The sequence below is a fragment of the Enterobacter sp. 2VL genome, from assembly GCF_005503595.1.
GTDB classification, from domain to species: domain Bacteria; phylum Pseudomonadota; class Gammaproteobacteria; order Enterobacterales; family Enterobacteriaceae; genus Enterobacter; species Enterobacter cancerogenus.
Genome location: NZ_SCNE01000001.1, coordinates 392423 through 416252, shown reverse-complemented (window position 1 = coordinate 416252; position 23830 = coordinate 392423). Strand labels below are relative to the sequence as shown.

The 23830-nt window shown below is 56.7% G+C and carries 24 protein-coding genes and 1 pseudogene; 10 read left to right on the top strand and 15 right to left on the bottom strand.

Features of this window, described 5'->3' with window-relative positions:
- Positions 1 to 26: 26 nt before the first annotated feature.
- From FFS28_RS01970 to sad, 5 genes and pseudogenes are all read right to left on the bottom strand, one after another.
- Positions 27 to 1475: a GGDEF domain-containing protein gene (locus FFS28_RS01970; RefSeq protein ID WP_137848612.1), complete on the bottom strand. Its 1449-nt coding sequence runs from the start codon at positions 1473 to 1475 to the stop codon at positions 27 to 29.
- Positions 1476 to 1589: 114 nt separating this feature from the next.
- A complete protein-coding gene (locus FFS28_RS01965; protein ID WP_137848611.1) occupies positions 1590 to 1946 on the bottom strand; it encodes a DUF4186 domain-containing protein in 357 nt (118 codons plus the stop codon).
- Entirely contained in the window at positions 1946 to 2872 is a 927-nt protein-coding gene (glsB, locus tag FFS28_RS01960) for a glutaminase B (RefSeq protein ID WP_137848610.1), read from the bottom strand. The genes FFS28_RS01965 and glsB overlap by 1 nt, the downstream gene beginning before the upstream one ends.
- A 62-nt stretch (positions 2873 to 2934) precedes the next feature.
- A pseudogene (locus FFS28_RS01955) lies at positions 2935 to 4524 on the bottom strand (methyl-accepting chemotaxis protein).
- A 110-nt stretch (positions 4525 to 4634) separates the two neighbouring features.
- Positions 4635 to 6023 carry a succinate-semialdehyde dehydrogenase gene (gene sad, locus FFS28_RS01950; RefSeq protein ID WP_137848609.1) on the bottom strand — a complete coding sequence of 463 codons (1389 nt, stop codon included), beginning with the start codon at positions 6021 to 6023 and terminating at the stop codon, positions 4635 to 4637.
- Positions 6024 to 6124: 101 nt separating this feature from the next.
- Here sad and ptrR point away from each other — a divergent pair, with 101 nt between their 5' ends.
- Positions 6125 to 7003: a putrescine utilization regulator PtrR gene (gene ptrR / locus FFS28_RS01945; RefSeq protein WP_006175252.1), complete on the top strand. Its 879-nt coding sequence runs from the start codon at positions 6125 to 6127 to the stop codon at positions 7001 to 7003.
- A 2-nt stretch (positions 7004 to 7005) separates the two neighbouring features.
- On the opposite strand, the gene FFS28_RS01940 is transcribed toward ptrR, so the two are convergent.
- Positions 7006 to 7803: a PhzF family phenazine biosynthesis protein gene (locus FFS28_RS01940; RefSeq protein WP_137848608.1), complete on the bottom strand. Its 798-nt coding sequence runs from the start codon at positions 7801 to 7803 to the stop codon at positions 7006 to 7008.
- Between the two features lie 175 nt (positions 7804 to 7978).
- Between FFS28_RS01940 and FFS28_RS01935 the strand changes: the two genes are divergently transcribed.
- On the top strand, positions 7979 to 9175 hold the full coding sequence (locus FFS28_RS01935; protein WP_137848607.1) for a sugar transporter: 1197 nt from the start codon (positions 7979 to 7981) through the stop codon (positions 9173 to 9175).
- Between the two features lie 70 nt (positions 9176 to 9245).
- Here the strand turns inward: FFS28_RS01935 and FFS28_RS01930 are convergent, their stop codons facing one another.
- Positions 9246 to 9911 (bottom strand): MarC family NAAT transporter, encoded by a 666-nt coding sequence (locus FFS28_RS01930; protein WP_006175246.1) that lies wholly within the window; start codon positions 9909 to 9911, stop codon positions 9246 to 9248.
- Positions 9912 to 10166: 255 nt separating this feature from the next.
- On the opposite strand from FFS28_RS01930, the gene marR reads away from it, so the two are divergent.
- Genes marR through marB form a run of 3 tightly spaced genes read left to right on the top strand, consistent with a single transcriptional unit; the run spans position 10167 to position 11250 of the window.
- Positions 10167 to 10601 (top strand): multiple antibiotic resistance transcriptional regulator MarR, encoded by a 435-nt coding sequence (marR, locus tag FFS28_RS01925; protein ID WP_042319808.1) that lies wholly within the window; start codon positions 10167 to 10169, stop codon positions 10599 to 10601.
- 20 nt (positions 10602 to 10621) lie between these two features.
- On the top strand, positions 10622 to 11002 hold the full coding sequence (gene marA, locus FFS28_RS01920) for an MDR efflux pump AcrAB transcriptional activator MarA (protein ID WP_001303241.1): 381 nt from the start codon (positions 10622 to 10624) through the stop codon (positions 11000 to 11002).
- 32 nt (positions 11003 to 11034) lie between these two features.
- Positions 11035 to 11250 carry a multiple antibiotic resistance protein MarB gene (gene marB / locus FFS28_RS01915; RefSeq protein WP_058608790.1) on the top strand — a complete coding sequence of 72 codons (216 nt, stop codon included), beginning with the start codon at positions 11035 to 11037 and terminating at the stop codon, positions 11248 to 11250.
- 36 nt (positions 11251 to 11286) lie between these two features.
- Here marB and eamA read toward each other — a convergent pair whose 3' ends face one another.
- Positions 11287 to 12186: an O-acetylserine/cysteine exporter gene (gene eamA, locus FFS28_RS01910; protein ID WP_137848606.1), complete on the bottom strand. Its 900-nt coding sequence runs from the start codon at positions 12184 to 12186 to the stop codon at positions 11287 to 11289.
- Positions 12187 to 12375: 189 nt separating this feature from the next.
- On the opposite strand from eamA, the gene ydeE reads away from it, so the two are divergent.
- Positions 12376 to 13569 carry an efflux MFS transporter YdeE gene (ydeE, locus tag FFS28_RS01905; protein WP_137848605.1) on the top strand — a complete coding sequence of 398 codons (1194 nt, stop codon included), beginning with the start codon at positions 12376 to 12378 and terminating at the stop codon, positions 13567 to 13569.
- Between the two features lie 97 nt (positions 13570 to 13666).
- Here the strand turns inward: ydeE and zinT are convergent, their stop codons facing one another.
- From zinT to FFS28_RS01890, 3 genes are all read right to left on the bottom strand, one after another.
- Positions 13667 to 14308, bottom strand: a complete 642-nt coding sequence (gene zinT, locus FFS28_RS01900; RefSeq protein ID WP_058608793.1) for a metal-binding protein ZinT — start codon at positions 14306 to 14308, stop codon at positions 13667 to 13669.
- Positions 14309 to 14351: 43 nt separating this feature from the next.
- A complete protein-coding gene (locus tag FFS28_RS01895; RefSeq protein ID WP_137848604.1) occupies positions 14352 to 15473 on the bottom strand; it encodes a cobalamin-independent methionine synthase II family protein in 1122 nt (373 codons plus the stop codon).
- A 155-nt stretch (positions 15474 to 15628) separates the two neighbouring features.
- Positions 15629 to 16042: a rhodanese-like domain-containing protein gene (locus tag FFS28_RS01890; RefSeq protein WP_137848603.1), complete on the bottom strand. Its 414-nt coding sequence runs from the start codon at positions 16040 to 16042 to the stop codon at positions 15629 to 15631.
- A 73-nt stretch (positions 16043 to 16115) separates the two neighbouring features.
- On the opposite strand from FFS28_RS01890, the gene ftrA reads away from it, so the two are divergent.
- Positions 16116 to 17117, top strand: coding sequence for a transcriptional regulator FtrA (gene ftrA / locus FFS28_RS01885; protein WP_137848602.1), 1002 nt, complete (start codon positions 16116 to 16118; stop codon positions 17115 to 17117).
- Positions 17118 to 17263: 146 nt separating this feature from the next.
- Here ftrA and FFS28_RS01880 read toward each other — a convergent pair whose 3' ends face one another.
- A complete protein-coding gene (locus tag FFS28_RS01880; RefSeq protein WP_006175230.1) occupies positions 17264 to 17626 on the bottom strand; it encodes a hypothetical protein in 363 nt (120 codons plus the stop codon).
- A gap of 220 nt (positions 17627 to 17846) precedes the next feature.
- Here FFS28_RS01880 and FFS28_RS01875 point away from each other — a divergent pair, with 220 nt between their 5' ends.
- Positions 17847 to 18077, top strand: a complete 231-nt coding sequence (locus FFS28_RS01875; protein WP_042320546.1) for a DUF2554 family protein — start codon at positions 17847 to 17849, stop codon at positions 18075 to 18077.
- On the opposite strand, the gene FFS28_RS01870 is transcribed toward FFS28_RS01875, so the two are convergent.
- The gene (locus FFS28_RS01870; RefSeq protein ID WP_137848601.1) at positions 18078 to 20039 is read right to left on the bottom strand and encodes a peptidase U32 family protein; all 1962 of its coding nucleotides are present in this window, start codon (positions 20037 to 20039) and stop codon (positions 18078 to 18080) included. It lies immediately after the preceding gene.
- A gap of 80 nt (positions 20040 to 20119) precedes the next feature.
- Positions 20120 to 20647 carry a helix-turn-helix domain-containing protein gene (locus tag FFS28_RS01865; protein WP_137848600.1) on the bottom strand — a complete coding sequence of 176 codons (528 nt, stop codon included), beginning with the start codon at positions 20645 to 20647 and terminating at the stop codon, positions 20120 to 20122.
- A gap of 92 nt (positions 20648 to 20739) precedes the next feature.
- Between FFS28_RS01865 and FFS28_RS01860 the strand changes: the two genes are divergently transcribed.
- Positions 20740 to 21906 carry a benzoate/H(+) symporter BenE family transporter gene (locus tag FFS28_RS01860; RefSeq protein ID WP_137848599.1) on the top strand — a complete coding sequence of 389 codons (1167 nt, stop codon included), beginning with the start codon at positions 20740 to 20742 and terminating at the stop codon, positions 21904 to 21906.
- Here FFS28_RS01860 and FFS28_RS01855 read toward each other — a convergent pair.
- The gene (locus tag FFS28_RS01855; RefSeq protein WP_006175222.1) at positions 21886 to 22758 is read right to left on the bottom strand and encodes an AraC family transcriptional regulator; all 873 of its coding nucleotides are present in this window, start codon (positions 22756 to 22758) and stop codon (positions 21886 to 21888) included. The genes FFS28_RS01860 and FFS28_RS01855 overlap by 21 nt on opposite strands.
- Positions 22759 to 22931: 173 nt before the next feature.
- Here FFS28_RS01855 and FFS28_RS01850 point away from each other — a divergent pair, with 173 nt between their 5' ends.
- Entirely contained in the window at positions 22932 to 23828 is an 897-nt protein-coding gene (locus FFS28_RS01850; protein WP_006175217.1) for a DMT family transporter, read from the top strand.
- Positions 23829 to 23830 lie beyond the last annotated feature (2 nt).

Sequence of the window (23830 nt, the reverse complement as noted above, 5' to 3'; positions counted from 1 at the left end):
CCGCGCGCTACCTAAGGTGGTGACGGTTACACCTCTTCCGCATCCCGTTCAGCGTCGGCCACAATCGTGTCGTCCTGCATACGCGCACTGGTACGATTTCGCCCTGCTTTTTTCGAACGATAGAGGTAGTCATCCGCTTCGGTCAGCAGCGTGTTGAAAACCTCGGTCAATACCCGTGGGTCGGCTTTCCCGCTTCCCAGCCCGATACTGACCGTCAAAAACAACGTCTGCTGACGCCAGGTAAAGGGATGATTGGCGATCGTCAGCCTGATGCGCTCGGCCAGCTCAAAGCCACGTTGCGCATCACCGGTATTGGCCACCACCGCAAACTCCTCTCCGCCCATCCGGGCCACCAGCCCGTCCTCACCAACAACCTGCTGCACCTTCTGCGCAAACGCGGTCAGGATTTTATCGCCGCACTCGTGACCGTAGTTATCATTGATGCTTTTGAAATAATCGATATCCAGCAGCATCACCGTGAGAAAGCGGGAGTGCTTGTGCGTCTCTTCCTGTTTCAGCGCTTCATACAACCCGGAACGGGAATAGACGTGGGTCAGGAAATCATAATCCGCCCGCAATGACACCTGGCGGATCAGCGAGTTAATAGCCGCCACGCTCACGGAGACCATCACCGGACAAATCGCCATTGTCGCAATGCCCAGACGGGCGGAAAACATCATTGGCGTTGAGAGCGGCGCGGCAACGGCAATGTTGATGACGGAGTTCGCCACCAGCACAACTTCTACCGCGCCGGTGATAAAGGTCAGCAGACAGGTGGCCGGAAGCGAGTACCGCACCGCACACCAGATAAGTGCAGGCAGCGGAAAAGCCAGACTCCCTGCTCCGCCAATCACCACGGACGCCGCCACGGAGACCATCAGCGCCAGCACCGGTAACAGTGCCTCCGGCGTCAGGCGCGGGAGGCGCGCCGGCATTGTCACCGTCAGCATACAGGGCACAATTAACACGCCCGTTGAAAACTGCTCGCTAAACCAGTCGGCAAACAGCGGCCAGAAGGTATGACTGTCGATCCCGACCGAGCCTAATGCGCCCAGCAGCGCGCACAGCAAGGCGGCGATCAGACAATAGTTGAACAGCCGCAGCGCGTTGAGCGGATCGGGCGTTTTCTTCATCAGCCGTTTATCCCGCAGCACCAGCACCGCGACGGTGATAATAAACACCATATTCGACAGATTGATAACCAGAGACGCCACGCCCCAGTTGGTCGTCACCGCGTCATATAACAACATCGCGACGTACGACACCGCGTAATAATGCAGCCGGTTAAGGTAAGCATAACGCGCAAAGACCCCCGCCATCACACCGTTGAGCGGCCAGAAAAGGGATAAGGCTTCCACCAGACGCAGCTCAGCACCAATAAAATAGAACAAGGTGGTAAGAGCAAATATCCCTGCCGCGTTACGCAGAGGGCTGTCTGGTGAAAATAGCTTGAAGGACGAGAGTTCAGAACGCATTAAACAGGGATCCATATAATGACGTATGGCAATTATTTGCGGTCATCTTCATGAAGGGAAATAAGTGAATAAGTATCTATAGCACAGATACAACAGGATCATAACTCGTCAAATTTAGGCGTTCATCTCTTTTACCAGCCAGTGATGAATCACGCTCACCACGTACTGCTGCTGTTGCGCAGTCAGTTCCTGCCCCTGCGGTATCGCATGCCACTTTGCCAGACAGCCACGACAGCAGGTGGCCGTCGCATGCTGAGCGATAAACACCGGGTGCCCGCGCATCGGCGTTTGTTTTCCGTCATTCGTTGGCTGGGCAGGCGCCAGGCGCTGCGCGATAAAATCAGCCGCATGCCGATCGATGGTGTCCGGGCCTTTATCCCAGCAGTATTGCCGCTCTTTCGCGCCTAAATGAAAACGCGAGCGGAAGGTTGACTGCGCAAGGCGGGTAAAAAGAGGATCTAACGTCGACATCAGTAAACAGAACGTCCCAGCCGGTGCGTCAGCTTTTCAAGTACCGCCACACCTGCAAGTGAATTCCCCGTCTCATCCAGTTCCGGGCTCCAGACGGCAATCGCCATCTCATGCGGCACAATCGCCACCACCCCGCCGCCCACGCCGGACTTGGCGGGTAACCCCACGCGCCAGGCAAATTCGCCGGCGTTTTGATACATACCGCTGGTCGCCATCAGGGCGTTTATCTGCCGGGCCTGCATAGGTGACACCACCTCCTGAGCGAGGTGCGGCGCGTGGCCCTGATGGGCGAGGAATAAAAAGGTCTGCGCCAGCTCAACGCAGCTCATTTTCAGGGCGCAGTAGTGGAAGTAGTTTTGCAGAACGGTGGCAACGTCGTTATGAAAATTGCCGAAGGATTTCATCAGCCAGGCAATGGCGGCGTTACGGGCCGAATGCTCAAACTCAGAGCGGGCCACCACCGGATCGTAGGTAATGTCCTGCACGCCGGAAAGCTGGCGGACAATTTCGAGCATCCGCTGACGCGGTGCGCTGAGACGGCTTTGCAGCATATCGCACACCACCAGCGCCCCGGCGTTGATGAACGGGTTGCGCGGTTTACCCTGCTCTATCTCAAGCTGCAAAAGCGAGTTGAACGGCTGGCCGGAAGGATCTTTGCCAACGCGCTGCCAGATCTCCTCTTCGTCATACTGGCGCATGGCCGCCACCAGGCTCAGCACTTTTGAGATCGACTGAATCGAGAAACGCTCTTCCGCGTCCCCGGCCTGAAAACGTTGCCCGTCTACGGTGCAGATGGCAACCCCCAGCTTATTACCGTCAACGGACGCCAGCGCCGGGATATAGTCGGCAACGTTACCCTGCCCAATTAACGGGCGAACCTGCGCCAGAATCTCGTCCAGCATCTCATTATGGATGACCGTAGCCACTCTTTGCTCCTTGCCCTCAGGCTAAAACGGGCTGCGAGTATACCAGAGGCTGCTCTGTTGCGTCAGGCCGGGAGACGAAAACGCGAAACCGCCGCGAGCAGCTGGCCCGACTCCTGATGCAGCCGCGCAGAAGCCTGCGACGCATCGCTGACCAGCAGGTCCGTTTGACGCGAAACGCGATTCAGCGCCTGCAGCTGCCGCGTCATCAGGTGAATACTTTCTCCCTGGCTCAGCGTGGCCGAGGAGATATCGCTCAGCAGGCTGCTCAGCGTCGCCACCAGCCCGGTGACCTGCTGAAGGTTATCTTCCAGACGGCTAACGGCCTTTGAACCATCCTCGATGCCCTGCAGCGAGTGATTGATCAGCTCCTGGATGGTTTGCGTGGAATGGCTGCTCTTTCTGGCGAGTAACCCGACCTCTCTCGCCACCACCGCAAACCCGCGTCCCTGGTTGCCCGCGTGCGCGGCTTCGATGGCGGCATTCAGCGCGAGAATATTGGTCTGAAATGCCACGTTATCGATCATGGCGACGATCCCCCGCATCTCGGCGGATCGGTCGACGATCGCCTGCATGGAGGCATTCACGGTCGACATCATACGATCGCCCCCCGCAGCCGCCTGACGTGCTTCGTCCGCGCGCGAGCTGGCAAGTTTCGCATAGCCTGTATTGCCTTCGACGTGGGTTTCAAGCGTGGCGATATGAGCAGTTACCTCTTCCAGCTCTTTTGCCTGACGCGCTGACTGGTGATACAGCGCCTTGTTGCCCTGTGCAAGCGCGCCAATGTTTTCGACCATAGACGACGTGGCATCGCTGACCTGCGTCACCAGTGCCTGCAAGCCACGCTGCATGGTACGGATGCTGTCGCTCAGTTGCCCTATCTCCCGGTTAAAGCGCACCACATCCGGCGGCATACCGGACAAATCGCCCGCCGCGAGACGATCGATATGCGCAATTAACCGACGAAGCGGCGTGATGACCCATTTTGCCATCCCAAACCACACGGCAACGGCAATCACCAGCAGTACCAGCGGCGCAAACAGAAACGCCGTTTGTAGACCGGAGAGCTGCGCCATTAAGGTTTGCCGCCCCTGCATGGCCTGCTTCTCGCTTGCCTGCTGATAACGGGCGTAGTTATCGTTGAAATCAGTTTGAAATGCCTGAGCAGGCACGGCAAAAAAAGCGTCGATAGAATGAGTGTCGACCAGCCCGTCGGCCTGCTCTTTGATAGCGCCGTAAAACAGTTGATAGCTGTTCACCAGCGCCTCATCTTTCGGCGGGTTCAGTGAAAGCCACGCCTGCCAGGCCTGCTGCGACACCGCCAGCGCTTTTTGCGCTTCGTCCATCAGGCTGTGCCAGCTACCCTCAGAGCCTGTCTCTTTGTCCTGAATAAATTAGACGCCGGAACGGTTAAGCAGATCGCTTGCCGCCAGCAGGGAGACGCGGGCTAAATCCAGCTTGCCCTGCTGCTGATAGGCCAGTTGGTTATGCCGTTCGTTGCGCTGAGCGTCTTTTAGCGATGCGCCAAGGAGAATCGAGGAGGAAAGTTGTAATGCCGAGAAGAGTCCAATAATACAAAAAATACCGGCCAGCAGACCAAACTGACGCGGAAAAAGACGCGGCGCAATACGGCGAAAAATTTGCGTTAGGTTCATAATTTTCTTCTGTAACAAAGCGTTAGACGCGTGGGAGTCTACGAGAGGAAAATGACAGAACCATTGCAGAAACATGACAAAGGCCTTCACGCGGAAGGCCTTGAGGGTGGTTAAACGCGATCCTTCCAGACCGTCTGTACATTGCAGAACTCGTGCAAACCGAAGTGGGACAGCTCGCGGCCAAATCCGCTCTTCTTCACGCCGCCGAACGCCACGCGGGCATCGCTGGCGCTATAGCCATTGATGAACACCCCGCCGCACTCCAGCCCTTGAGAGAATTTCTCGGCCTGCTCTGCGTTTGCGGTAAACACCGTGGCGGATAGACCAAAGTCGCTGTCGTTGGCAAGTGCGAGGGCATGTTCCGCATCTTTTGCCACCGTAATGGCGGCCACCGGGCCAAACAGTTCCTGGCGGAAAGCCGTCATTTCAGGCGTCACGTTACCCAGTACGGTTGGCGCATAGTAGTTCCCCTTCCCGGCAACCTTCTCACCACCCAGCAGCAGGGTTGCCCCTTCGGCTAACGTCGTCTGCACCTGCTGATGCAGTTCATCACGCAGGTCATAGCGGGCCATCGGGCCAAGGTAGTTTTCTTCGTGATCCGGCGCGCCCATTTTCAGCGCCGCGGTAGCCTGCACGAAACGTTCGGTAAAGCGATCGGCAATGCCCTCTTCGACGATAAAACGCTTCGCCGCCGCACATACCTGCCCGGTGTTCTGGTAACGTCCGGCCACCGCCGCCTTCACCGCCAGATCCAGATCCGCGTCGTTTAATACAATGAAAGGATCGGAACCGCCGAGTTCAAGCACGCATTTTTTCAGCGCGGCCCCCGCCTGAGCACCAATAGCCGCCCCCGCACGCACGCTGCCGGTCACGGTGATAGCCGCAATGCGGCGATCGTTTATCGCCTGGCTTACGCCCTCGTTGGTGGCATTAACCCAGCCAAACACCCCTTCAGGGAAATCGGCCTCGGCGAAGATCTGCGCAATCAGCTGCGCCGAGCCGAGCACGTTGGGTGCGTGCTTGAGCAGATAACTGTTGCCCGCCAGCAGGACAGGCACCGCGCCGCGTAGCACCTGCCAGAGCGGGAAGTTCCAGGGCATGACCGCCAGAATCGGCCCCAGCGGACGGTACTCAATCACCGCGTTGTTATTTTCGACCTGAGTGGCTTCCGTACGCAGCATCGCCGGGCCGTGTTCGGCGTACCAGTCACAGAGGCCGGCAGACTTGGCCACCTCAGCACGTGCCTGCAGGATGGGTTTGCCCATCTCACGGGACATCATCTGCGCCATCTCTTCCGCACGGTTACGCAGCGTCGCACCGAGGTCGCGCAGTTTTTGCGCGCGGTGCGCCACGCTTTCGTTGCGCCACTGACGAAAACCGCTATCGGCCAGCGCAATAGCGTGCTGGACCTCGTCGGACGTTGCCCACGGATAAGCGGCCAGGGTTTCGCCTGTCGCCGGGTTTACAGAGAGTGCGTGTGTTGCAGGGGAATGCGTCATGATGTTCTCCACGTATTATAAGAGTTGATTCAGTGTGGCCCGATCTGCTATTTCTTAAAAATGAATAATATTGACCACCTTATTCACGAATCGAGAATGCTATGGACCTGACCCAGCTTGAAATGTTTAACGCCGTCGCGCAGACCGGCAGCATCACCCAGGCGGCGCAAAAAGTGCATCGCGTTCCCTCAAACCTGACGACCCGCATTCGTCAGCTTGAGGCCGATCTTGGCGTTGAGCTGTTTATCCGTGAAAACCAGCGTCTGCGTTTATCCCCCGCCGGGCACAACTTTCTGCGCTACAGCAAGCAGATCCTCGCGCTGGTTGACGAGGCGCGCATGGTTGTCGCCGGGGATGAACCGCAGGGATTGTTTGCCCTTGGCGCGCTGGAAAGCACCGCCGCCGTTCGCATTCCGGAAAGCCTGGCGCAGTTTAACCAGCGCTATCCTCGCATACAGTTTGCCCTCTCGACCGGCCCGTCCGGGACCATGATCGACGGCGTGCTGGAAGGGACGCTGAGCGCCGCGTTTGTCGACGGCCCGCTCTCCCATCCTGAACTGGAAGGGATGCCGGTGTACCGGGAAGAGATGATGCTGGTGACGCCCGCCGGACACGATGTCGTCTCCCGCGCCGCGCAGGTAAACGGCAGCGACGTCTACGCCTTTCGCGCCAACTGCTCGTATCGCCGACATCTGGAAAGCTGGTTTCATGCAGACCGGGCGATGCCAGGGCGCATCCACGAGATGGAGTCTTATCACGGAATGCTGGCCTGCGTGATTGCGGGCGCAGGCATTGCGCTGATGCCCCGCTCGATGCTGCAGAGCATGCCGGGGCATCATCAGGTGGAGGCGTGGCCGCTGGCGGAAAACTGGCGCTGGCTGACAACGTGGCTGGTGTGGCGGCGCGGCGCAATGACGCGCCAGCTTGAAGCCTTTATCGCCCTGCTAAATGAGCGCGAGTTGCCCGCGCCCGCAGGCTGATATCAAGACTGGCGGAGGAAAATTTTCCCTTTGAGATACAGCGTGGCCTGGCCGCTAATCAGTACGCGATCGCCGATCAGTTCACAGCGCAGATCCCCGCCACGTGCTGAAACCTGGCGAGCATTAAGCCGGGTTTTCGCCAGTTTTTCGCTCCAGTAGGGAATCAACATACTGTGGGTGGACCCGGTCACCGGATCTTCCGGCACCCCTTCCCCCGGGCAGAAAAAGCGGCTGACGAAATCATACTGCTCACCGGGCGCGGTGACGCAAACCATCTTATCCAGCGGGAGCATCGCCGGTATGTCGGGTGTAAGCTCTTCCACCTGCTGCTGGCTGTCGAGTACCACCAGATAATCCCGCCCCAGGCGAACCTCTTTCGCCCCGCTGATGCCCAGCGCGCTGAACAGTGCTGCCGGTGGCTGTGCAACGGCCTCAGTGGACCACGCCGGGAAATTGAGCGTCAGCCAGTCGCCGTTGCGTTTGACCGTCAGGTTGCCGACAAAGCGGGTTGCAAAGGTAATTTCCGTCTGTGGGTAGTCCAGGTATTCAAAAATGACGTGGGACGCCGCCAGCGTGGCATGGCCGCAAAGGTTGATTTCATACTGCGTGGTGAACCAGCGCAGCTCGAAGCCCTCGTCGGTGCGCACGAAAAACGCCGTTTCGGACTGGTTATGCTGTTGCGCCATTTTGAGCAGCGTCTCGTCCGCGAGCCACTCTTCCAGTGGACACACCGCTGCCGCGTTGCCGCCAAACGCCGTGTCGCTAAAGGCATCTACCAGATAAAAATCAATTTCCTGCATTGTCTTACCGCCTGTTATCGCTGTGCTGACCTTTATCTTCAGGGAAAACAGTGCGCTCCGCTACCGCTCTCTGCCGGAAAATAGTGCGATCTGCGTCACATAATGGTTGAGTTTTCGCCGCTGAACGCTTTAAGATCGTCTCCTCTCTTCTTCGCAACCAATCCCAGACGCTTCTATGACAACGAACACTGTTTCCCGCAAGGTCGCGTGGCTACGTGTGGTCACGCTCGCTATTGCCGCATTCATCTTTAACACCACTGAATTTGTCCCCGTGGGGCTGCTCTCTGACATTGCCCAAAGTTTCCGGATGGAAACGGCGCAGGTGGGGATTATGCTCACTATCTACGCGTGGGTGGTGGCCCTGATGTCATTGCCCTTTATGCTGCTGACCAGCCAGATGGAGCGGCGCAAGCTGTTAATCGGCCTGTTTGTGGTGTTCATCGCCAGCCATGTGCTGTCGTTTATGGCATGGAACTTCACGGTGCTGGTGATAAGCCGCGTCGGGATTGCGTTTGCGCATGCGGTGTTCTGGTCAATTACCGCCTCGCTGGCCATTCGCCTCGCCCCTGCGGGTAAACGCGCTCAGGCGTTGAGCCTGATTGCTACCGGCACCGCGCTGGCGATGGTGCTCGGGCTGCCTATCGGGCGCATCGTGGGGCAATATTTCGGCTGGCGCACGACGTTTTTCGCTATCGGCATGGGCGCGCTGATCACCCTAATCTGCCTCGTCAAGCTGCTGCCAAAACTGCCCAGCGAGCATTCCGGCTCGCTGAAAAGCCTGCCGCTGCTGATCCGCCGCCCGGCGCTGATGAGTATTTATCTGTTAACCGTGATTGTAGTGACGGCCCATTACACGGCCTACAGTTACATTGAGCCGTTTGTACAGGTCGTGGCAGGCTTTAGCGCGAACTTTGCCACCATCCTGCTGCTGATCCTGGGCGGCGCGGGCATCATCGGCAGTATTCTGTTCGGGAAGCTCGGTAATCAGCATGCGTCGACCCTGGTGAGCAGTGCAATCGGGCTGTTGCTGGCCTGTCTGCTGCTGCTCATGCCTGCGGCAGCAAGTGAAACCCACCTCGCGATCCTCAGCCTGTTCTGGGGCGTTGCCATCATGATTATCGGGCTGGGTATGCAGGTTAAGGTGCTCGCGCTGGCACCGGATGCCACCGACGTGGCGATGTCGCTGTTCTCGGGCATCTTCAACCTGGGGATCGGCGCGGGTGCGCTGGTGGGAAATCAGATCAGCCTGCACGTTTCGATGTCGGCCATCGGCTATTTGGGCGCGATCCCGGCAGCGATAGCGCTGGTGTGGTCGGTGCTTATCTTCCGCAAATGGCCGGTGGCGCTGGAGGAACAGGTGAATAACGGCTGAAGCGTTTGCCGGGTGGCGCTGCGCTTACCCGGCCTACAATCCCGTTTGCGCAGCGCCGTCGGGCATGACGCTAATGGTAGGTTTTAATAATTTCCAGCACGCCGTTAATAATAAACTGCACGCCCATACACACCAGCAGGAAGCCCATCAGCCGCGAGATGGCTTCTATCCCGCCCTTGCCAACCCAGCGCATAATCGCCCCTGAACTGCGCAAAGAGGCCCACACGATAATGCCGATCAGCGCAAAGATCAGCGGTGGTGCAACGGTAATCACCCAGTCCGGAAAAGTGGACCCGTCGCGCACCGTTGAGGCGGAGCTGATGATCATCGCAATGGTCCCCGGGCCCGCCGTGCTCGGCATGGCTAAGGGAACGAAGGCGATGTTGGTCGACGATTCGTTTTCCATCTCTTCGGATTTACTTTTAGCTTCCGGTGACTCGTGCGCTTTCTGCGCCGGGAACAGCATCCTGAAGCCGATAAACGCCACAATCAGCCCACCCGCAATCCGCAGACCGGGAATGGAGATCCCGAAGGTGTTCATCACCAGTTGCCCGGCATAATAGGCCACCATCATGATGGCAAACACGTACACCGAGGCCATCATCGACTGACGATTGCGCTCGGCGCTGTTCATGTTCCCTGCCAACCCCAAAAAGAGCGCAACCGTGGTCAGTGGGTTAGCCAGCGGCAGCAAAACCACCAGCCCAAGACCAATTGCTTTAATCAAATCCACCATAATGCGTCGCTGTCCTTATCCATTTTCAACACCGCAAGTATAGGGTGAAACCCACTCATGGAGCCATGGTTACAACGTAAGGATTATTTGCGTACAGAAAAATAACCCTGCGTTATGTAACTGATATAAAAGCGTTCGAAAAAAGTTCATGAAACGTTTTAGCAATTCGTGGCATCGGCTGATTCATTCAGTTGACTTATACTTGCCTGAGCAATAATATCTGCCGTGACTAAACTACTTGCCAGGGCAACCATTGTGAAAAGCACCAGTGATCTCTTTAACGACATAATTCCACTGGGTCGTCTTATTCACATGGTGAATCAGAAGAAAGATCGCCTGCTCAATGACTATCTCTCTCCGCTGGATATCACCGCAACACAGTTCAAAGTGCTGTGTTCCATTCGCTGCGAAGTGTGTATCACGCCGGTTGAGCTGAAGAAGGTGCTCTCTGTCGATCTCGGTGCATTAACCCGCATGCTGGATCGCCTGGTCTGCAAGGGGTGGATAGAACGTAGCCCTAACCCGAATGACAAACGTGGCGTACTGGTGAAGCTCACCAGCGACGGCGCGGAGATGTGTGAGCAATGTCATCAATTAGTAGGACTAACACTGCACCAGGAACTAACAAAAAACTTAACGGCAGATGAAGTGGCAACACTTGAGCTTTTGCTTAAGAAAATACTGCCGTAATACAGAAAAGAGGTATGACGATGTCCAGACGCAATACTGACGCTATCACCATTCATAGCATTTTGGACTGGATCGAAGATAACCTGGAATCGCCGCTCTCCCTTGAAAAGGTGTCAGAGCGTTCAGGTTACTCAAAATGGCACCTGCAACGGATGTTCAAAAAAGAGACCGGTCATTCATTAGGCCAATACATTCGTAGCCGCAAGCTGACGGAAATTGCCCAAAAGCTAAAAGAAAGCAATGAACCGATCCTATATCTGGCGGAGCGTTACGGCTTTGAGTCACAGCAAACCCTGACGCGGACGTTTAAGAACTATTTCGACGTGCCGCCTCATAAGTATCGTATTACCAGTATGCCGGGTGAATCCCGTTATCTGTATCCACTTAAACATTGCAGTTAATCATCGCCTGTAAAGACGTAACCGAGGAAATCATGAAATTCACCGCCTCCGCCGCCCTCGCCCTGCTGGCGCTTGTTTCCAGCCAGGCCTTCGCGGAGCAAACACACTGTGCAACGCAGCAAAACAGTTGTAACACGATAGTTTTGCCGTCAGCACATGACCAGTCTCCCTATGATTTTAACCATATGGGCGCTGGCAGCGACAAATCCGACGAATTAGGCGTGCCGTACTACAACCACGACCTCTGATTCGTTTTTGCCCCGCAGATGCGGGGCTTTTTTTGCTTATCCCCTTGCCCGCCTCATTCGCATGACGCGCAATCCAAAGACGTTGATATACAGACCTGCCATAATCAGCACCGCGCCAAACAGCTGCAATGCGCTCAGTTCTTCATCCAGCAGGATGGCCGCGCTGGCAAGCCCGACCACCGGCACGAGCAAGGATAACGGCGCCACGCGCCACGTTTCGTAGCGGCCCAGCAGCGATCCCCAGATGCCATACCCGACAATGGTCGCGATAAACGCCAGATAGATAAGCGACAAAATAGTGATGAGATCAATCTCAACCAGGCTGTTAAGCATCAGCTGCGGCCCGTCCAGAACAAACGACGCGGCCATGAAAGGTATAATGGGAATTAAGGCGCTCCAGACCACCAGCGACATCACCGGCGGACGCGCATCATGCTGCATGATCAGCTTGTTAAAGATGTTTCCGCACGCCCAGCTTAGCCCCGCCGCCAGCGTCAGCATAAAGCCCAGCAGCGCAACGTGCTGGTCGTTGAGGCTGGCTTCAATCAGCATCAGCACGCCAAACACCGCGAGGGTAATCCCCGCCAGCTGCTTCCCCTGCAAACGTTCGCCAAAGACAAACGCCCCGAGAATGATGGTAAAGAACGCCTGCGCCTGCAGCACCAGCGAGGCCAGCCCGGCTGGCATACCGAATTTAATGGCGCAAAACAAAAAGGCAAACTGACCAAAGCTAATCGTCAGGCCATAGCCGAGCAGCAGTCTGAAGGGGATTTTTGGGCGGGCGACAAAAAAGAGCGCCGGAAACGCCACCAGCAGAAAACGCAACCCTGCCAACATTAGCGGGGGCATGTTATGCAGGCCCATTTTGATGACCACAAAATTGAGGCCCCACACCACAACCACCAGCAACGCCAGCAGTCCGTCTTTACGCGTCATACCCTGCCCCTGATTATTAAATTTTTGTAAACACTTCAAGGTAGCGAAAAAACAGCGGGAGGAAAAGATCATTAATTCTGGCAGTCAGACGCGGCACTTACGGATAAATCAGACGCTATACAATCCCCCGCATGTCGTGATACTCCTGAATGCACACAACAATAAGATTAAGCAATGTCGGGCAGGCATATGAAATCCTCACTCAGGCGCTCCACCGCAGCGTTACTGGCATCGTCACTGTTATTAACCATCGGTCGTGGGGCAACCTTGCCGTTTATGACCATCTATCTCACGCGCGTCTACAGCATGAGCGTGGAGAATATTGGCTATGCATTGACGGTGGCGCTGACCATTGGCGTGGTGTTCAGCCTCGGGTTTGGCATTCTGGCCGATAAGTTTGACAAGAAACGCTACATGCTTATCTCCATCGCGGCGTTTATCGCAGGTTTTGTGGCGATCCCGCTGGTGGATAACGTCACGCTGGTGGTACTGTTCTTCGCCCTCATCAACTGCGCCTACTCGGTTTTCTCCACGGTGCTAAAGGCCTGGTTCGCCGATGTGCTGACCTCCAGCGAAAAAGCGCGCGTTTTCTCACTGAACTACAGCTTTCTGAATATCGGCTGGACCATCGGGCCACCGATCGGCACGCTACTGGTCATGTACAGCCTGCAACTGCCGTTCTGGCTGGCGGCGTTCTGCGCCGCGCTGCCACTGGGCTTTATCCATTTCTGGGTGCAGAAAAGCGTCGCCCTGGATACGGCGCAGGAGACCACGCCCTGGCAGCCTTCCGTGCTGCTCAAAGACCGCGCCCTTTTCTGGTTCACGCTCTCCGGCCTGCTCGCCTCGTACGTGGGTGGCTCCTTTGCCAGCTGCATTTCACAATATGTTCTGGCGGCGAATGACGACAGCGATTTCGCCCAGAAGGTTGTCGCCGTGGTGCTACCGGTTAACGCCGCCGTGGTGGTGACGCTGCAGTATGCGCTCGGGCGCAAAATCACTGCCCGCAACATTCGGCCATTGATGACCGTTGCGACGCTGTTCTTCATTCTGGGGCTGGGTGGGTTTATGTTCTCCGGCGAGAATCTGGTTTACTGGGGTATCGCCGCGGCGATCTTTACCCTGGGGGAGATTATTTATGCGCCTGGTGAATACATGTTGATCGACAACATCGCCCCGCCAGGGATGAAAGCGAGCTATTTCTCCGCGCAGGCGCTCGGCTGGCTGGGCGCGGCGGCAAACCCGATGATCACCGGGATCATCCTCACCCATTTACCGCACTGGTCGCTGTTTGCGATTATGATGGCGGCCATTGTCGTGGCGTGGCTGATGATATTGCGCGGGATGCGCGTGAAGGCGTGGTGTGAAATGCCAAACGTGGCATGAGAAGTTTAACTGCCGGGTGGCGGCTTCGCGAACCCGGCCTACATTCACGTCGTTGTAGGCCGGGTTCGCGAAGCCGCCACCCGGCAAAATCAACAGCTTAGTGGTGCAACATCTCTTCTACAACCTGCTCTTTGTACATCTCGTTAGGATAGTAGGTCGGCCAGTTATCCATCTCTTTCAGCAGCGCGTCGTGTGAGGTATTGCCCATAAAGATATGGAAGTGCGCAGAGGCTTTCGGCGCGATGGTGTGGTCGCTGAACTGCACGAATTTCGGTGCCTTACTGCTGGCGTCCTTACACTCGAACAGATAACGCACCCCTTTTTTGCCTGAGGTGTAGGTCAAAATTTTGTAGCCACTGTAGTCATAATGGCAACGGCTGACCTCTTTGCCCTTATGGAATTCCATCACGTTATCTTCGATGCCGATGGTGTCGACGTCGGTCGCATAGCCGGTGCGGTAGTAGGCTTTCACTTCATCAAAGGATTTGCTTTTGTCTTTTTCCGCTTTCTTTTTGAAAACCGGATCCAGCGAGCCGTCGAGTAAGAAAGGATAGACCGACTGCCAGACGCCGTCCCAGTCGGACAGTTTTCTGTCCTTAACGTCTTTGTCTTCAAAAACGCCGTTTGCCGCTTTCTGCTCCGCTTCCGTCATCTGGTGACCGTGCGAATGCGCAAACAGCTGGCCGCTGACCAGCAGGGCCCCCAGAGTCATTGCAAATTTTCCAATATGTGCAGCCACAACAAAACCCTCACTCCGTGTTATAAGAGTGAGGCATGTTATATTATAACATTTCAGATAACAACCAGACTTCGCTGGCGATTTGCGTGACCAGCCGTACTTTGTCCCACTGCTGATCTTCACTCAGGCTGTTGCCCTCTTCCGTGGAGGCAAAACCGCACTGCGGGCTGAGGCAAATTTGCGCTTTGGCGACGTACTGCGACGCCTCTTCCAGACGCGCTTTAACGCCCTCCGGGTTTTCCAGCTCGCCGTTTTTAGTGGTAATAAGCCCCAGCACCACCTGCTGTTTGCCCGGACGCACAAATCGTAATGGCGCGAAATCACCGCTGCGATCGTTATCATATTCCAGGAAGAAGGCATCGACGTTGACGGTGCCGAACAGGGTTTCTGCCACCGGTTCGTAGCCCCCTTCGGAGATCCACGTCGAGCGGAAGTTACCGCGACAGACATGCAGACCAATGGTCAGATCCTCCGGCTTGCCTTCCAGCGCCTTGTTCAGCACGCGCGCATAGATACGCGCCAGTTCGTCGGGATCATCCCCGCGCTCGCGGATCTGCCGGCGCTGGTCGTCTGAACAGAGATACGCCCAGACGGTGTCATCCAGCTGCAGATAGCGACATCCCGCCTCATAAAACGCGTGGATCGCATCGCGCCAGGTGGTCGCCAGGTCGTCAAAATAGACGTCAAGATCCGGATAAACCGTCGCATCGATATCTTTGCGACCGCCCCTGAAGTGCAGCACGCTCGGGCTTGGGATAGTCATCTTCGGCTGCGCGTTGCCGCTGATGCTTTTCAGATAACGGAAATCTTCCAGCATAGGATGGTCGCCAAAGCCGAGCTTGCCGGTCACGCGAACCCCGTGAGCTTTGGTCTGCACACCGTTAAACTGAATGCCCTGCTGCGAATCGTAGCGTTCGACGCCCTGCAAACCGTCGAAGAAATCGAAGTGCCACCAGGCCCGACGAAATTCGCCGTCGGTGACAACATGCAGGCCGCAGGCGCACTGTTGTTCGACAACATGACGGATGGCCTCATCTTCCACGGCCCGCAGCTGCCCGGCATCAATTTCACCCCGGGCGAACTGCACGCGAGCCTGCTTAATGGCATCCGGGCGTAAAAAACTGCCGACTACGTCGGCGCGGTATGGGGCGTGTTGTCGCTGCATAGCAATCTCCTTTGGCTGTCGGTAATAGTTGCCGACAGTGATAATTCAGCATTTGAATTTTAGACTTCTGGATGTCTAAATGTCCAAAAAAGATGACATACCTGCCGCCTGGCGACAACTGAGAAAATTTCACGGGTGTTGAAATAAATTCATCATCACGGCGCGACAGGGGAATGTTGCGCCGCAAATTCGAACTGTTCGTCCTCCCAGCCAGTGATGCCACCGATCATGATTTTGACCGGCCGACCCAGGCGCGCCAGCTGCAGCGCCGCTCTGTCCGCCCCGTTACAGTGCGGGCCAACGCAGTAAACCACGAACAGCGTTCCGGCCGGCCAGTGCGCCATGCGATCTTCGGTCATCTGCCGCCAGGGCAAGTGCAGCGCACCGGGTATGTGACGGCGGGCAAACTGCTCATTACTGCCGACGACGTGCAGCAGCACAAAGTCCTGCTCAGGGTTGTTTAGCGCATGATGGACGTCCGCGCAGTCCGTCTCGACGCTCAGCCGGCGCAGAAAGTGTGCCGCAGCGTCCTGCGCCCCGGCAGCCGGAAATTCAGTAACATAGCTCATGATCCTTCCTCATTGTTGGCGTTTGTGTTACCACTACTTTATTGAATAATTCAGCCAGTGAATGCCCCCGTTTATGCCAGAAAACAGCCAAAAGATGACAACCTTACGTCAGCAAACCGGCCCCCGCGTCGTCGTCCTGGCCTACGACGGTTTATGCACCTTTGAGTTCGGCGTGGCGGTGGAGATTTTTGGCCTCCCGCGCCCGGAAATGGGCGAGTCCTGGTATCGGTTTGCCGTTGCGGGCGTTGACGAGGGTGAACTGCGGGCCACGGGCGGGATACGGATCGTGACGGATGGCAATCTGAGCCTGCTTGATGACGCCGACCTGGTCATCATTCCCGGGTGGCGTGGCGTGGATGAGCCGGTTCCACCGGCGCTGTGTCAGGCACTGCGCGTGGCGAACGCCCGCGGCTGCCAGCTGCTTACCATCTGCTCCGGCGTCTTTGTTCTGGCGGCAACCGGCCTGCTCGACGGGCGAAAAGCCACCACCCACTGGCGCTACATCGACACGCTGAAAACGCGCTTTCCGGCGATTAACGTGGTTGAAGATGTGCTGTATCAGGATGAGGGGGATATGTTGACCTCCGCGGGCAGCGCGGCAGGTATTGATTTATGTCTGCATGTGGTGCGCCGGGATTACGGCCTCGAGGCGGCCAACCGGGTGGCGCGCCGGTTGGTCATTCCACCGCACCGGGACGGTTCGCAGACGCAGCAGCCCAACCACCCGGTCGCGCAGCTGCGTGAGAGCAAACGCCTTGGTCAGCTGTTTGATTATCTCCATCAGCACCTGAGTTCACCGCACACGGTTGACGCGCTGGCGCAGCGGGTTGGCATGAGCCAGCGAACATTCCTGCGGCGCTTCCAGGATGCCACCGGCACGACGCCCACGCGCTGGCTGCTGAATGCGCGCCTGATGCAGGCGAAGGCCTTTCTGGAACACAGCCGCTTAAGCGTCGAGAGCATTGCAGAGCAGACGGGATTCGGCCAGGCAAGCACGCTTCGTTACCACTTCCGCCTGCAGTTTTCGCAAACACCGGCCCAGTACCGTAAAGCCTGTGCGCTAAAAGCCCGGTAAAGCGGCAAAAAAAAACCGCCATAATCTGGCGGTAAATGCTTGCATGGATAGATTTGTATTTTGGTCTCTACGTCCCGACACATCAGGCCGGGCTGCGGAACACCCAAACTCTACCATCCAGTGATTCAACAGAGACTAAACAACATTTAGCCTGGCTGCGTATTAATTTGCAGATAACGCATCAGCCCTACCGTTGCACTCTGTTTTGCCTCATCATTGATAGCTTCGAGATAAAACGGACGTGAAACCCCGTACGGTGCACGGTCGGCTGGATACACGGCAAACTGGAATGTTTTACCACTAGCCTGGGTGGTGCAACCTAATTCCCAGTATTGATCGTTCTTTTTTGTACTATTGCAGGCGACCCGGCCCACGTCGCTGGTCAAATAGGAACTTACGCGTGTTTCTGCAGACTGAATATATTCGGGTTTGTCGTCCCAGGAATAGCTCACACAGGCTGTAACGCCCAGTGCAATGACAAGTAGCGCAACACCTAATACCTTACCCATTAAATCGTACCCATTCCTTAGTCAGAAGATTCTTATTATATATCAAAAACTGATAAATCTAAGTGATGATTGCACACCATAAATGGCAGTGACATTTTGCCCATTACATGCTCTGACCAGACATAAATTGACGTTTGCTTTGCGCTTATTTGAATAATCGAATAATAACCTGAGGGAATTATCGGCATGATAGCGGCAAATGTTATTTGGTGGTGAAGATATGTTGAAGCAAGGGTTATCTATTGTAATGCTTGTGTGCGCACTGTTTTCAGGCCAGTTGATGGCTGGACATAAAGGGCATGAATATTTGTGGGTCAGGACGGTCGATCACCAGCTTCGCCATGAGGCGGACAGTGATGAGCTTAGAGCGGTTGCGGAGGAGTCAGCGGAAGGTCTGCGCGAACACCATTCCTGGCAGAAGTCGCGCAAACCGGAGACCTATTTTCGCTAATTAGCTTTTACGTTTTGGCAGGGTTTTCAGCAGCTCGTCAGGGCTGACGGAGGCCACGATGCTGCCCGGCTGCGGCATTTTGAAGATGTGATTTTTCATTTTGCCAATGACGTGCATTTCACACGGGCGGCAGTCAAATTTCAGGGTTAACACCTCGTCCCCGTTGACCAGCTGCATCGGCGTGGCTTTCCAGCTTTTGATATTGCCTTTTGCCTGTTTCGGGCAGAGGTTAAAGGCGAAGCGCAGACAATGTTTGGTGATCATCACCGGGACATCGCCCTTCTCTTCATGCGCCTCGTACGCCGCGTCGATCAACTGCACACCGTGGCGGTGGTAAAACGCCCGTGCTTTGTGGTTGTAGACGTTCGCCAGGAAGGATAATTGGGTGTCAGGGTAAACGGGCGCAGGCACGGTTTCTGCTTTACGGCTGCCGCGCGGATACTGGGCCAGGCGCGCCGCGTCCAGCATGTCTGCCGTTTCACGGCGGAACTGGTTTAACAGGCTGTTCGGGACAAACAGCGCGTCCGCCAGTTTCACGTCGATGTTGCGGGCGTAGTACAGCGTCTGCCCCAATTTCGCCACGCCATCCTTCAGGTTGTTCAGCGCTTTTTCCGGATTGGTCGCGACGTCAAACATGCCGTCGAGGGTATGCGTAACGCTAATACCGTCCTCACAGGTCATGGTCAGGATCAGCTGCTCTTCCCAGCCCCCCAGCTCAATATCGACCGCAATACGGCGCTCGCTGGAGGTTTTCAGCAGCGCCTGCTGCCAGTTGTGATCGAGGTTACGGTTGAGCGCAGCATGGGGACGCGCTTTGAAGAGATCGGCAGGCATTTCGTTGGGCCAGACGCGATAGCGGTTTTCCCCGGTCTTCTCCACCGTGTTGGCGCGGAATCCCACCACGTCACGTTTGATCATTACGTTCAGGCCATCGCCGTTTGCCAGCGGCTCGGTCGCTTCTACATCCAGATAGTCTTTCGCGACTTTCAGCACTTCGCCAACCTGCAGACCGACAAACTTCGGTGAATCGAACGCGCCGATATCCCCTTTACGCGCGTTCACGAAGTAGTCCGTGCTGCCGCGGTGGAAAGTTTTATCCGTGGACGGGATAAAGAAATGCTCTGTCCGCCCCGCCGACGCGCGCGCCAGATCCCCGCGATCGTCGATGATCGCATCCAGCATCTGGCGGTAATGCGCGGTGATGTTCTTCACGTAGCTCATGTCTTTGTAGCGACCTTCAATCTTGAAGGAGCGCACGCCAGCGTCGATCAGCGCGCCAAGATTGGCCGTCTGATCGTTGTCTTTCATCGACAGGAGGTGTTTTTCGAACGCGACGACGCGGCCCTGATCGTCTTTCAGGGTATACGGCAGACGGCAGGCCTGCGAGCAGTCTCCGCGGTTAGCGCTACGCCCGGTCTGGGCGTGAGAAATGTTGCACTGACCGGAGTAGGCAACGCACAGCGCGCCGTGAATGAAGAACTCAATCGTCGCATCCGTTGCCTGGTGAATATCGCGGATCTGGTTCAGGTTCAGCTCTCGCGCCAGAACGATTTGCGAAAAACCGACGTCAGAGAGGAACTTCGCTTTTTCCACGGTACGGATATCGCACTGGGTGCTGGCATGAAGCTCAATCGGTGGGATGTCCAGCTCCAGTACGCCCATGTCCTGAACGATCAGGGCATCTACGCCCGTTTCGTACAGGTCGGTGATCAGACGCTGCGCAGGCTCCAGCTCATCATCATGAAGAATGGTGTTCAGGGTCACAAACACCTTTGCGCCGTAGCGGTGGGCGAACGGCACCAGACCGGCAATATCGCTCAGGCTGTTGCTGGCGTTATGGCGGGCACCAAAGCCCGGGCCGCCAATGTAGACGGCATCGGCACCGTGAAGGATCGCTTCACGGGCGATGGCGGCGTCGCGGGCCGGGCTTAACAGTTCAAGATGATGGGAGTGCAGGCGCATACTTCGTCGTTATCCGTTATGGTCAAAATGGCGGCTATTGTAGTCAGAAGTCTGCGCCAACGGAACCATTTTGCGTACCCTCAGCGGGGATAATGGATCAGCGAATGAAAATGCACGGTGCGGGTGCCGCTGTTGCGGTAGGCGTGCGGTTTGTCGCCCGCAAAACGGACCCCGGAATCGGCGGCGATCGTGCGCCAGACACCGTCGATATTCATCTCCAGTTCGCCGCTTATCACCACCACATGTTCAATCACCCCGGCCTCGTGGGGCGTGGATTCGCTCAGGGCACCCGGCGCCAGCGTTATGGAGAAATGGTCAAACTTTAATGCCTCATCCCAGGGAAACAGCGGTTTAACCACCATCGCCTGATGCTGAGGGTCGTAAACCGCCGGGGATTCAGCCTCTGGCGTAATGAATGCCGAAAACGGCACGTTCAGGCCGGTGGCAATCTTCCAGAGCGTCGAGACCGTCGGGCTGGATTCGTTGCGTTCAATCTGGCCCAGCATCGCTTTTGAGACGCCGGTCTTTTCCGCCAGCATCGATAAACTCCATCCGCGCGCCTGGCGTAGCGCCTTCAACGTGGATGCAAGGTGTTGTGTCATGTCCATAGTCCCTCCGTTACCGGATAGCATACCACTTGTGCGCTATAACGCACAGTGATACCGTATATCGGACGTTATAACGCACAACGGAGTTTTTTATGCGCAGTCCCTCTCCTCTATTCCCAGCCATGCTGGCCGGGTTCGTTGCCGTACTGGTCGGGTACGCCAGCTCGGCGGCCATCATCTGGCAGGCTGCCGCTGCTGCGGGTGCGAGCGCGCAGCAGATTGCCGGCTGGATGACTGCCCTCGGGATTGGCATGGGGATCAGCACCCTCGCGTTGTCGTGGTGGTACAAAGCGCCGGTGCTGACGGCCTGGTCAACGCCCGGCGCGGCGCTGCTGGCCACCAGCCTGCACGGCATCACGCTTTCGGAAACCATCGGCGTTTTTATCTTTGCCAATGCGCTGATCCTGTTGTGCGGCGCGACCGGGCTGTTTGCGCGCCTGATGCAGCTGATCCCCCATTCACTCGCCGCGGCGATGCTGGCCGGGGTGTTACTGCATTTTGGCCTGCAGGCTTTCAGCCACCTTGACGGTCATCTTCTGCTCTGCGGCAGTATGCTGCTCGCCTGGCTGCTGGCGAAAGCCCTTGCGCCGCGTTATGCCATCGTCGCAACTTTACTCACTGGCATCGCAGCGGCATGGGCCGGAGGTGACATTGTCACAAATAAGATTGTTCTCTCTTTCGTCATGCCTGAGTTTGTGGCGCCGACCTTCTCTTTCAGCAGCGTAATGAGCATCGGGTTACCCTTCTTCCTCGTCACCATGGCCTCACAAAATGCCCCCGGTTTTGCCACCATGAAGGCGTCCGGGTATCCGCTGGCGGTATCGCCGCTGATGATCTTTACCGGCGGGCTGGCCCTGCTGCTTTCGCCCTTCGGCGTGTTTTCGATCTGTATTGCCGCCATTACCGCGGCCATCTGCCAAAGCCCGGATGCACACCCGGACGCCGGTAAACGCTGGATAGCGGCCGCCGCCGCAGGGGTGTTTTACCTGCTGGCCGGTCTGTTTGGCGGCTCCATCACCGGGTTGATGGCTGCCCTGCCGTTGAGCTGGATCCAGACGCTGGCCGGGCTGGCGCTGCTCAGCACTATCAGCGGCAGCCTTTACCAGGCGTTGCACAACGAAACGGAGCGAGACGCAGCCATTATCACCTTTCTGGTGACCGCCAGCGGCGTAACGATGATGGGGATTGGTTCAGCGTTCTGGGGGCTTATTCTGGGCGGACTCTGCTACGGCGTGTTTTCACACCTTCGTCGCGCGTAACTGTGACGGGGTGACGCCCAGCACGCTGCGAAAGCGGTTGCTGAAATGGCTGGCGGAGTTAAATCCGCAGGCCATCGCGATATCGGTGAGCGGCATGGCGGTGTGCTGGATCAGCGCTTTGGCCTTTTCCATCCGCCGGTGCATGACGTACTGGTGCGGGGCTTGCCCCATAGACTGGCGGAACATCCTGGCGAAATGATATTCGCTCAGCGCCGCCTGGCTTGCCAGATCCGCCAGAGTCAGCGGCTGCGCGAGGTTTTCCTCGATAAACGCCACCACGTTGCGCAGTACAAACGGCGATAGCCCGCCGGTCACCACCGGCAGTTTCCACTGCACGTTGGCGTAATTCTGCAAAAGATGGGTCAGCAGCAGCGTTGATGCCGTGCTCAGGGTGAGCTGATTGGCTTTTTGCTGCCAGTCGCAGCCGAGCAAAAACTGCCGGTACAGGGCGGTAATTTTTGGGTCGCTGCCGAAGATTTTTTCGTCCAGCGTGAGCGACAGAGGCCGTTTGTCCCAGATCTTCTCCCCGACGTCCCGTAAATGTTCGTCGGTACAGTAGAGATGCACAAACGACAGGTCATCGCGGATATCCCAGGTCGATTCGCTCTCTTTGGGCATCAGGCAAAAACGATCGGGGCCGCCGCCGTTCTTCCAGCCGCCCGGCGTTTTTTGGTAACTCTCGTAACCGTCCGCCACGTACAGGCTCAGCGTATGGTGGTTACTTTTAACGGTGATCGTATCGTGCTTGTTGTACCACGCCGCCAGCTGAATGCCGGAGTTGAGCGCCACGGTTTCCCGAAGCACCGCGTTCTGCTGGCGTAGCGTTTCAAAGGTGTCGTAAGCGTGAGACATGGCCGTTAACAGGTGATTAATCAGAGTGTCAGTCTAAGAAGTGTTGCAGCCACTTGCCAGATCCCGGCGGATAAAAAAGCGCAAGAATTTGCAAGTCCTGCGCAAACCGTTGAAAGCCAGCCCGGGAAGAACGCGCCACACTCTCCTTTTCGCCGTGACGTAAGAGAGGAACAATGAACGCACTACTGTACGGGCTGGTGGTTATCATCTGGGGAACCACCTGGATCGCCATTTTTCTGCAACAGGGGCCGGTTGCGGCGCCCGTGTCGATTTTCTGGCGCTTCGCCGTCGCCAGCGCCACGATGATGATCGTGTTGATTGCCCTGCGTCGCTTGCGCAGGCTGGCGGTACGGGATCACCTCTTCTGCGTACTTCAGGGATGTTGCGTCTTCTGTTTCAACTTCTGGTGTTTTTACACCGCGGCGGCGCATATCAACACCGGACTGGAGTCAGTTATCTTCTCGATGGCGGTGCTGTATAACGCCATTAACAGCTTCATCTTCTTCGGGCAGCGCCCGCCGGCACGATTCTGGACGGCAGCCGCGCTGGGCCTGACGGGAATTGTCACCCTCTTCTGGGACGATCTGCTGGCGAGCGGCTGGAGCGCCTCGCTGCTGACCGGGATTGGCCTTTCAGCGCTTGGTACCTATGGGTTCTCGCTGGGCAATATGATCAGTATGCGTCATCAGCGCAACGGGCTGGAAACCATGACGACCAACGCCTGGGCGATGCTTTACGGAACGGTAATCATGGGCGTCATTGCGTTGTTCCGCGGCGATAGCTTTGTGCCGGAGTGGACGGTGACCTACCTGGGCGCTCTGCTGTATCTTGCCCTGTTCGGATCGGTGATTGCGTTTGGTGCGTACTTTACGCTGGTGGGACGCATCGGCCCCGGCAAAGCGGCTTACAGTACGCTGCTGTTTCCACTGGTGGCGTTGACTATCTCAACATTTTACGAGGGGTATGTCTGGCACATGAATGGGATCGTGGGGTTAGTGCTGATCCTGGGCGGGAATATGGTGATGTTTACCAAACCGGAGACCTGGTTCAGACGTCTGCGGATGGCGTGAAA

What these genes read in the sequence shown, in the direction of transcription:
- FFS28_RS01890 (WP_137848603.1), bottom strand. Translation starts at nt 16,042, where the DNA reads ATGAGCTATGTTACTGAATTTCCGGCTGCCGGGGCGCAGGACGCTGCG.
- ydeE (WP_137848605.1), top strand. Translation starts at nt 12,376, where the DNA reads ATGAAATCCTCACTCAGGCGCTCCACCGCAGCGTTACTGGCATCGTCA.
- FFS28_RS01940 (WP_137848608.1), bottom strand. Translation starts at nt 7,803, where the DNA reads ATGCAGGAAATTGATTTTTATCTGGTAGATGCCTTTAGCGACACGGCG.
- ptrR (WP_006175252.1), top strand. Translation starts at nt 6,125, where the DNA reads ATGGACCTGACCCAGCTTGAAATGTTTAACGCCGTCGCGCAGACCGGC.
- marA (WP_001303241.1), top strand. Translation starts at nt 10,622, where the DNA reads ATGTCCAGACGCAATACTGACGCTATCACCATTCATAGCATTTTGGAC.
- FFS28_RS01895 (WP_137848604.1), bottom strand. Translation starts at nt 15,473, where the DNA reads ATGCAGCGACAACACGCCCCATACCGCGCCGACGTAGTCGGCAGTTTT.
- FFS28_RS01860 (WP_137848599.1), top strand. Translation starts at nt 20,740, where the DNA reads ATGCGCAGTCCCTCTCCTCTATTCCCAGCCATGCTGGCCGGGTTCGTT.
- FFS28_RS01935 (WP_137848607.1), top strand. Translation starts at nt 7,979, where the DNA reads ATGACAACGAACACTGTTTCCCGCAAGGTCGCGTGGCTACGTGTGGTC.
- FFS28_RS01930 (WP_006175246.1), bottom strand. Translation starts at nt 9,911, where the DNA reads ATGGTGGATTTGATTAAAGCAATTGGTCTTGGGCTGGTGGTTTTGCTG.
- sad (WP_137848609.1), bottom strand. Translation starts at nt 6,023, where the DNA reads ATGACGCATTCCCCTGCAACACACGCACTCTCTGTAAACCCGGCGACA.
- FFS28_RS01865 (WP_137848600.1), bottom strand. Translation starts at nt 20,647, where the DNA reads ATGGACATGACACAACACCTTGCATCCACGTTGAAGGCGCTACGCCAG.
- FFS28_RS01850 (WP_006175217.1), top strand. Translation starts at nt 22,932, where the DNA reads ATGAACGCACTACTGTACGGGCTGGTGGTTATCATCTGGGGAACCACC.
- eamA (WP_137848606.1), bottom strand. Translation starts at nt 12,186, where the DNA reads ATGACGCGTAAAGACGGACTGCTGGCGTTGCTGGTGGTTGTGGTGTGG.
- FFS28_RS01855 (WP_006175222.1), bottom strand. Translation starts at nt 22,758, where the DNA reads ATGTCTCACGCTTACGACACCTTTGAAACGCTACGCCAGCAGAACGCG.
- FFS28_RS01875 (WP_042320546.1), top strand. Translation starts at nt 17,847, where the DNA reads ATGTTGAAGCAAGGGTTATCTATTGTAATGCTTGTGTGCGCACTGTTT.
- FFS28_RS01965 (WP_137848611.1), bottom strand. Translation starts at nt 1,946, where the DNA reads ATGTCGACGTTAGATCCTCTTTTTACCCGCCTTGCGCAGTCAACCTTC.
- FFS28_RS01970 (WP_137848612.1), bottom strand. Translation starts at nt 1,475, where the DNA reads ATGCGTTCTGAACTCTCGTCCTTCAAGCTATTTTCACCAGACAGCCCT.
- ftrA (WP_137848602.1), top strand. Translation starts at nt 16,116, where the DNA reads ATGCCAGAAAACAGCCAAAAGATGACAACCTTACGTCAGCAAACCGGC.
- marB (WP_058608790.1), top strand. Translation starts at nt 11,035, where the DNA reads ATGAAATTCACCGCCTCCGCCGCCCTCGCCCTGCTGGCGCTTGTTTCC.
- FFS28_RS01880 (WP_006175230.1), bottom strand. Translation starts at nt 17,626, where the DNA reads ATGGGTAAGGTATTAGGTGTTGCGCTACTTGTCATTGCACTGGGCGTT.
- FFS28_RS01870 (WP_137848601.1), bottom strand. Translation starts at nt 20,039, where the DNA reads ATGCGCCTGCACTCCCATCATCTTGAACTGTTAAGCCCGGCCCGCGAC.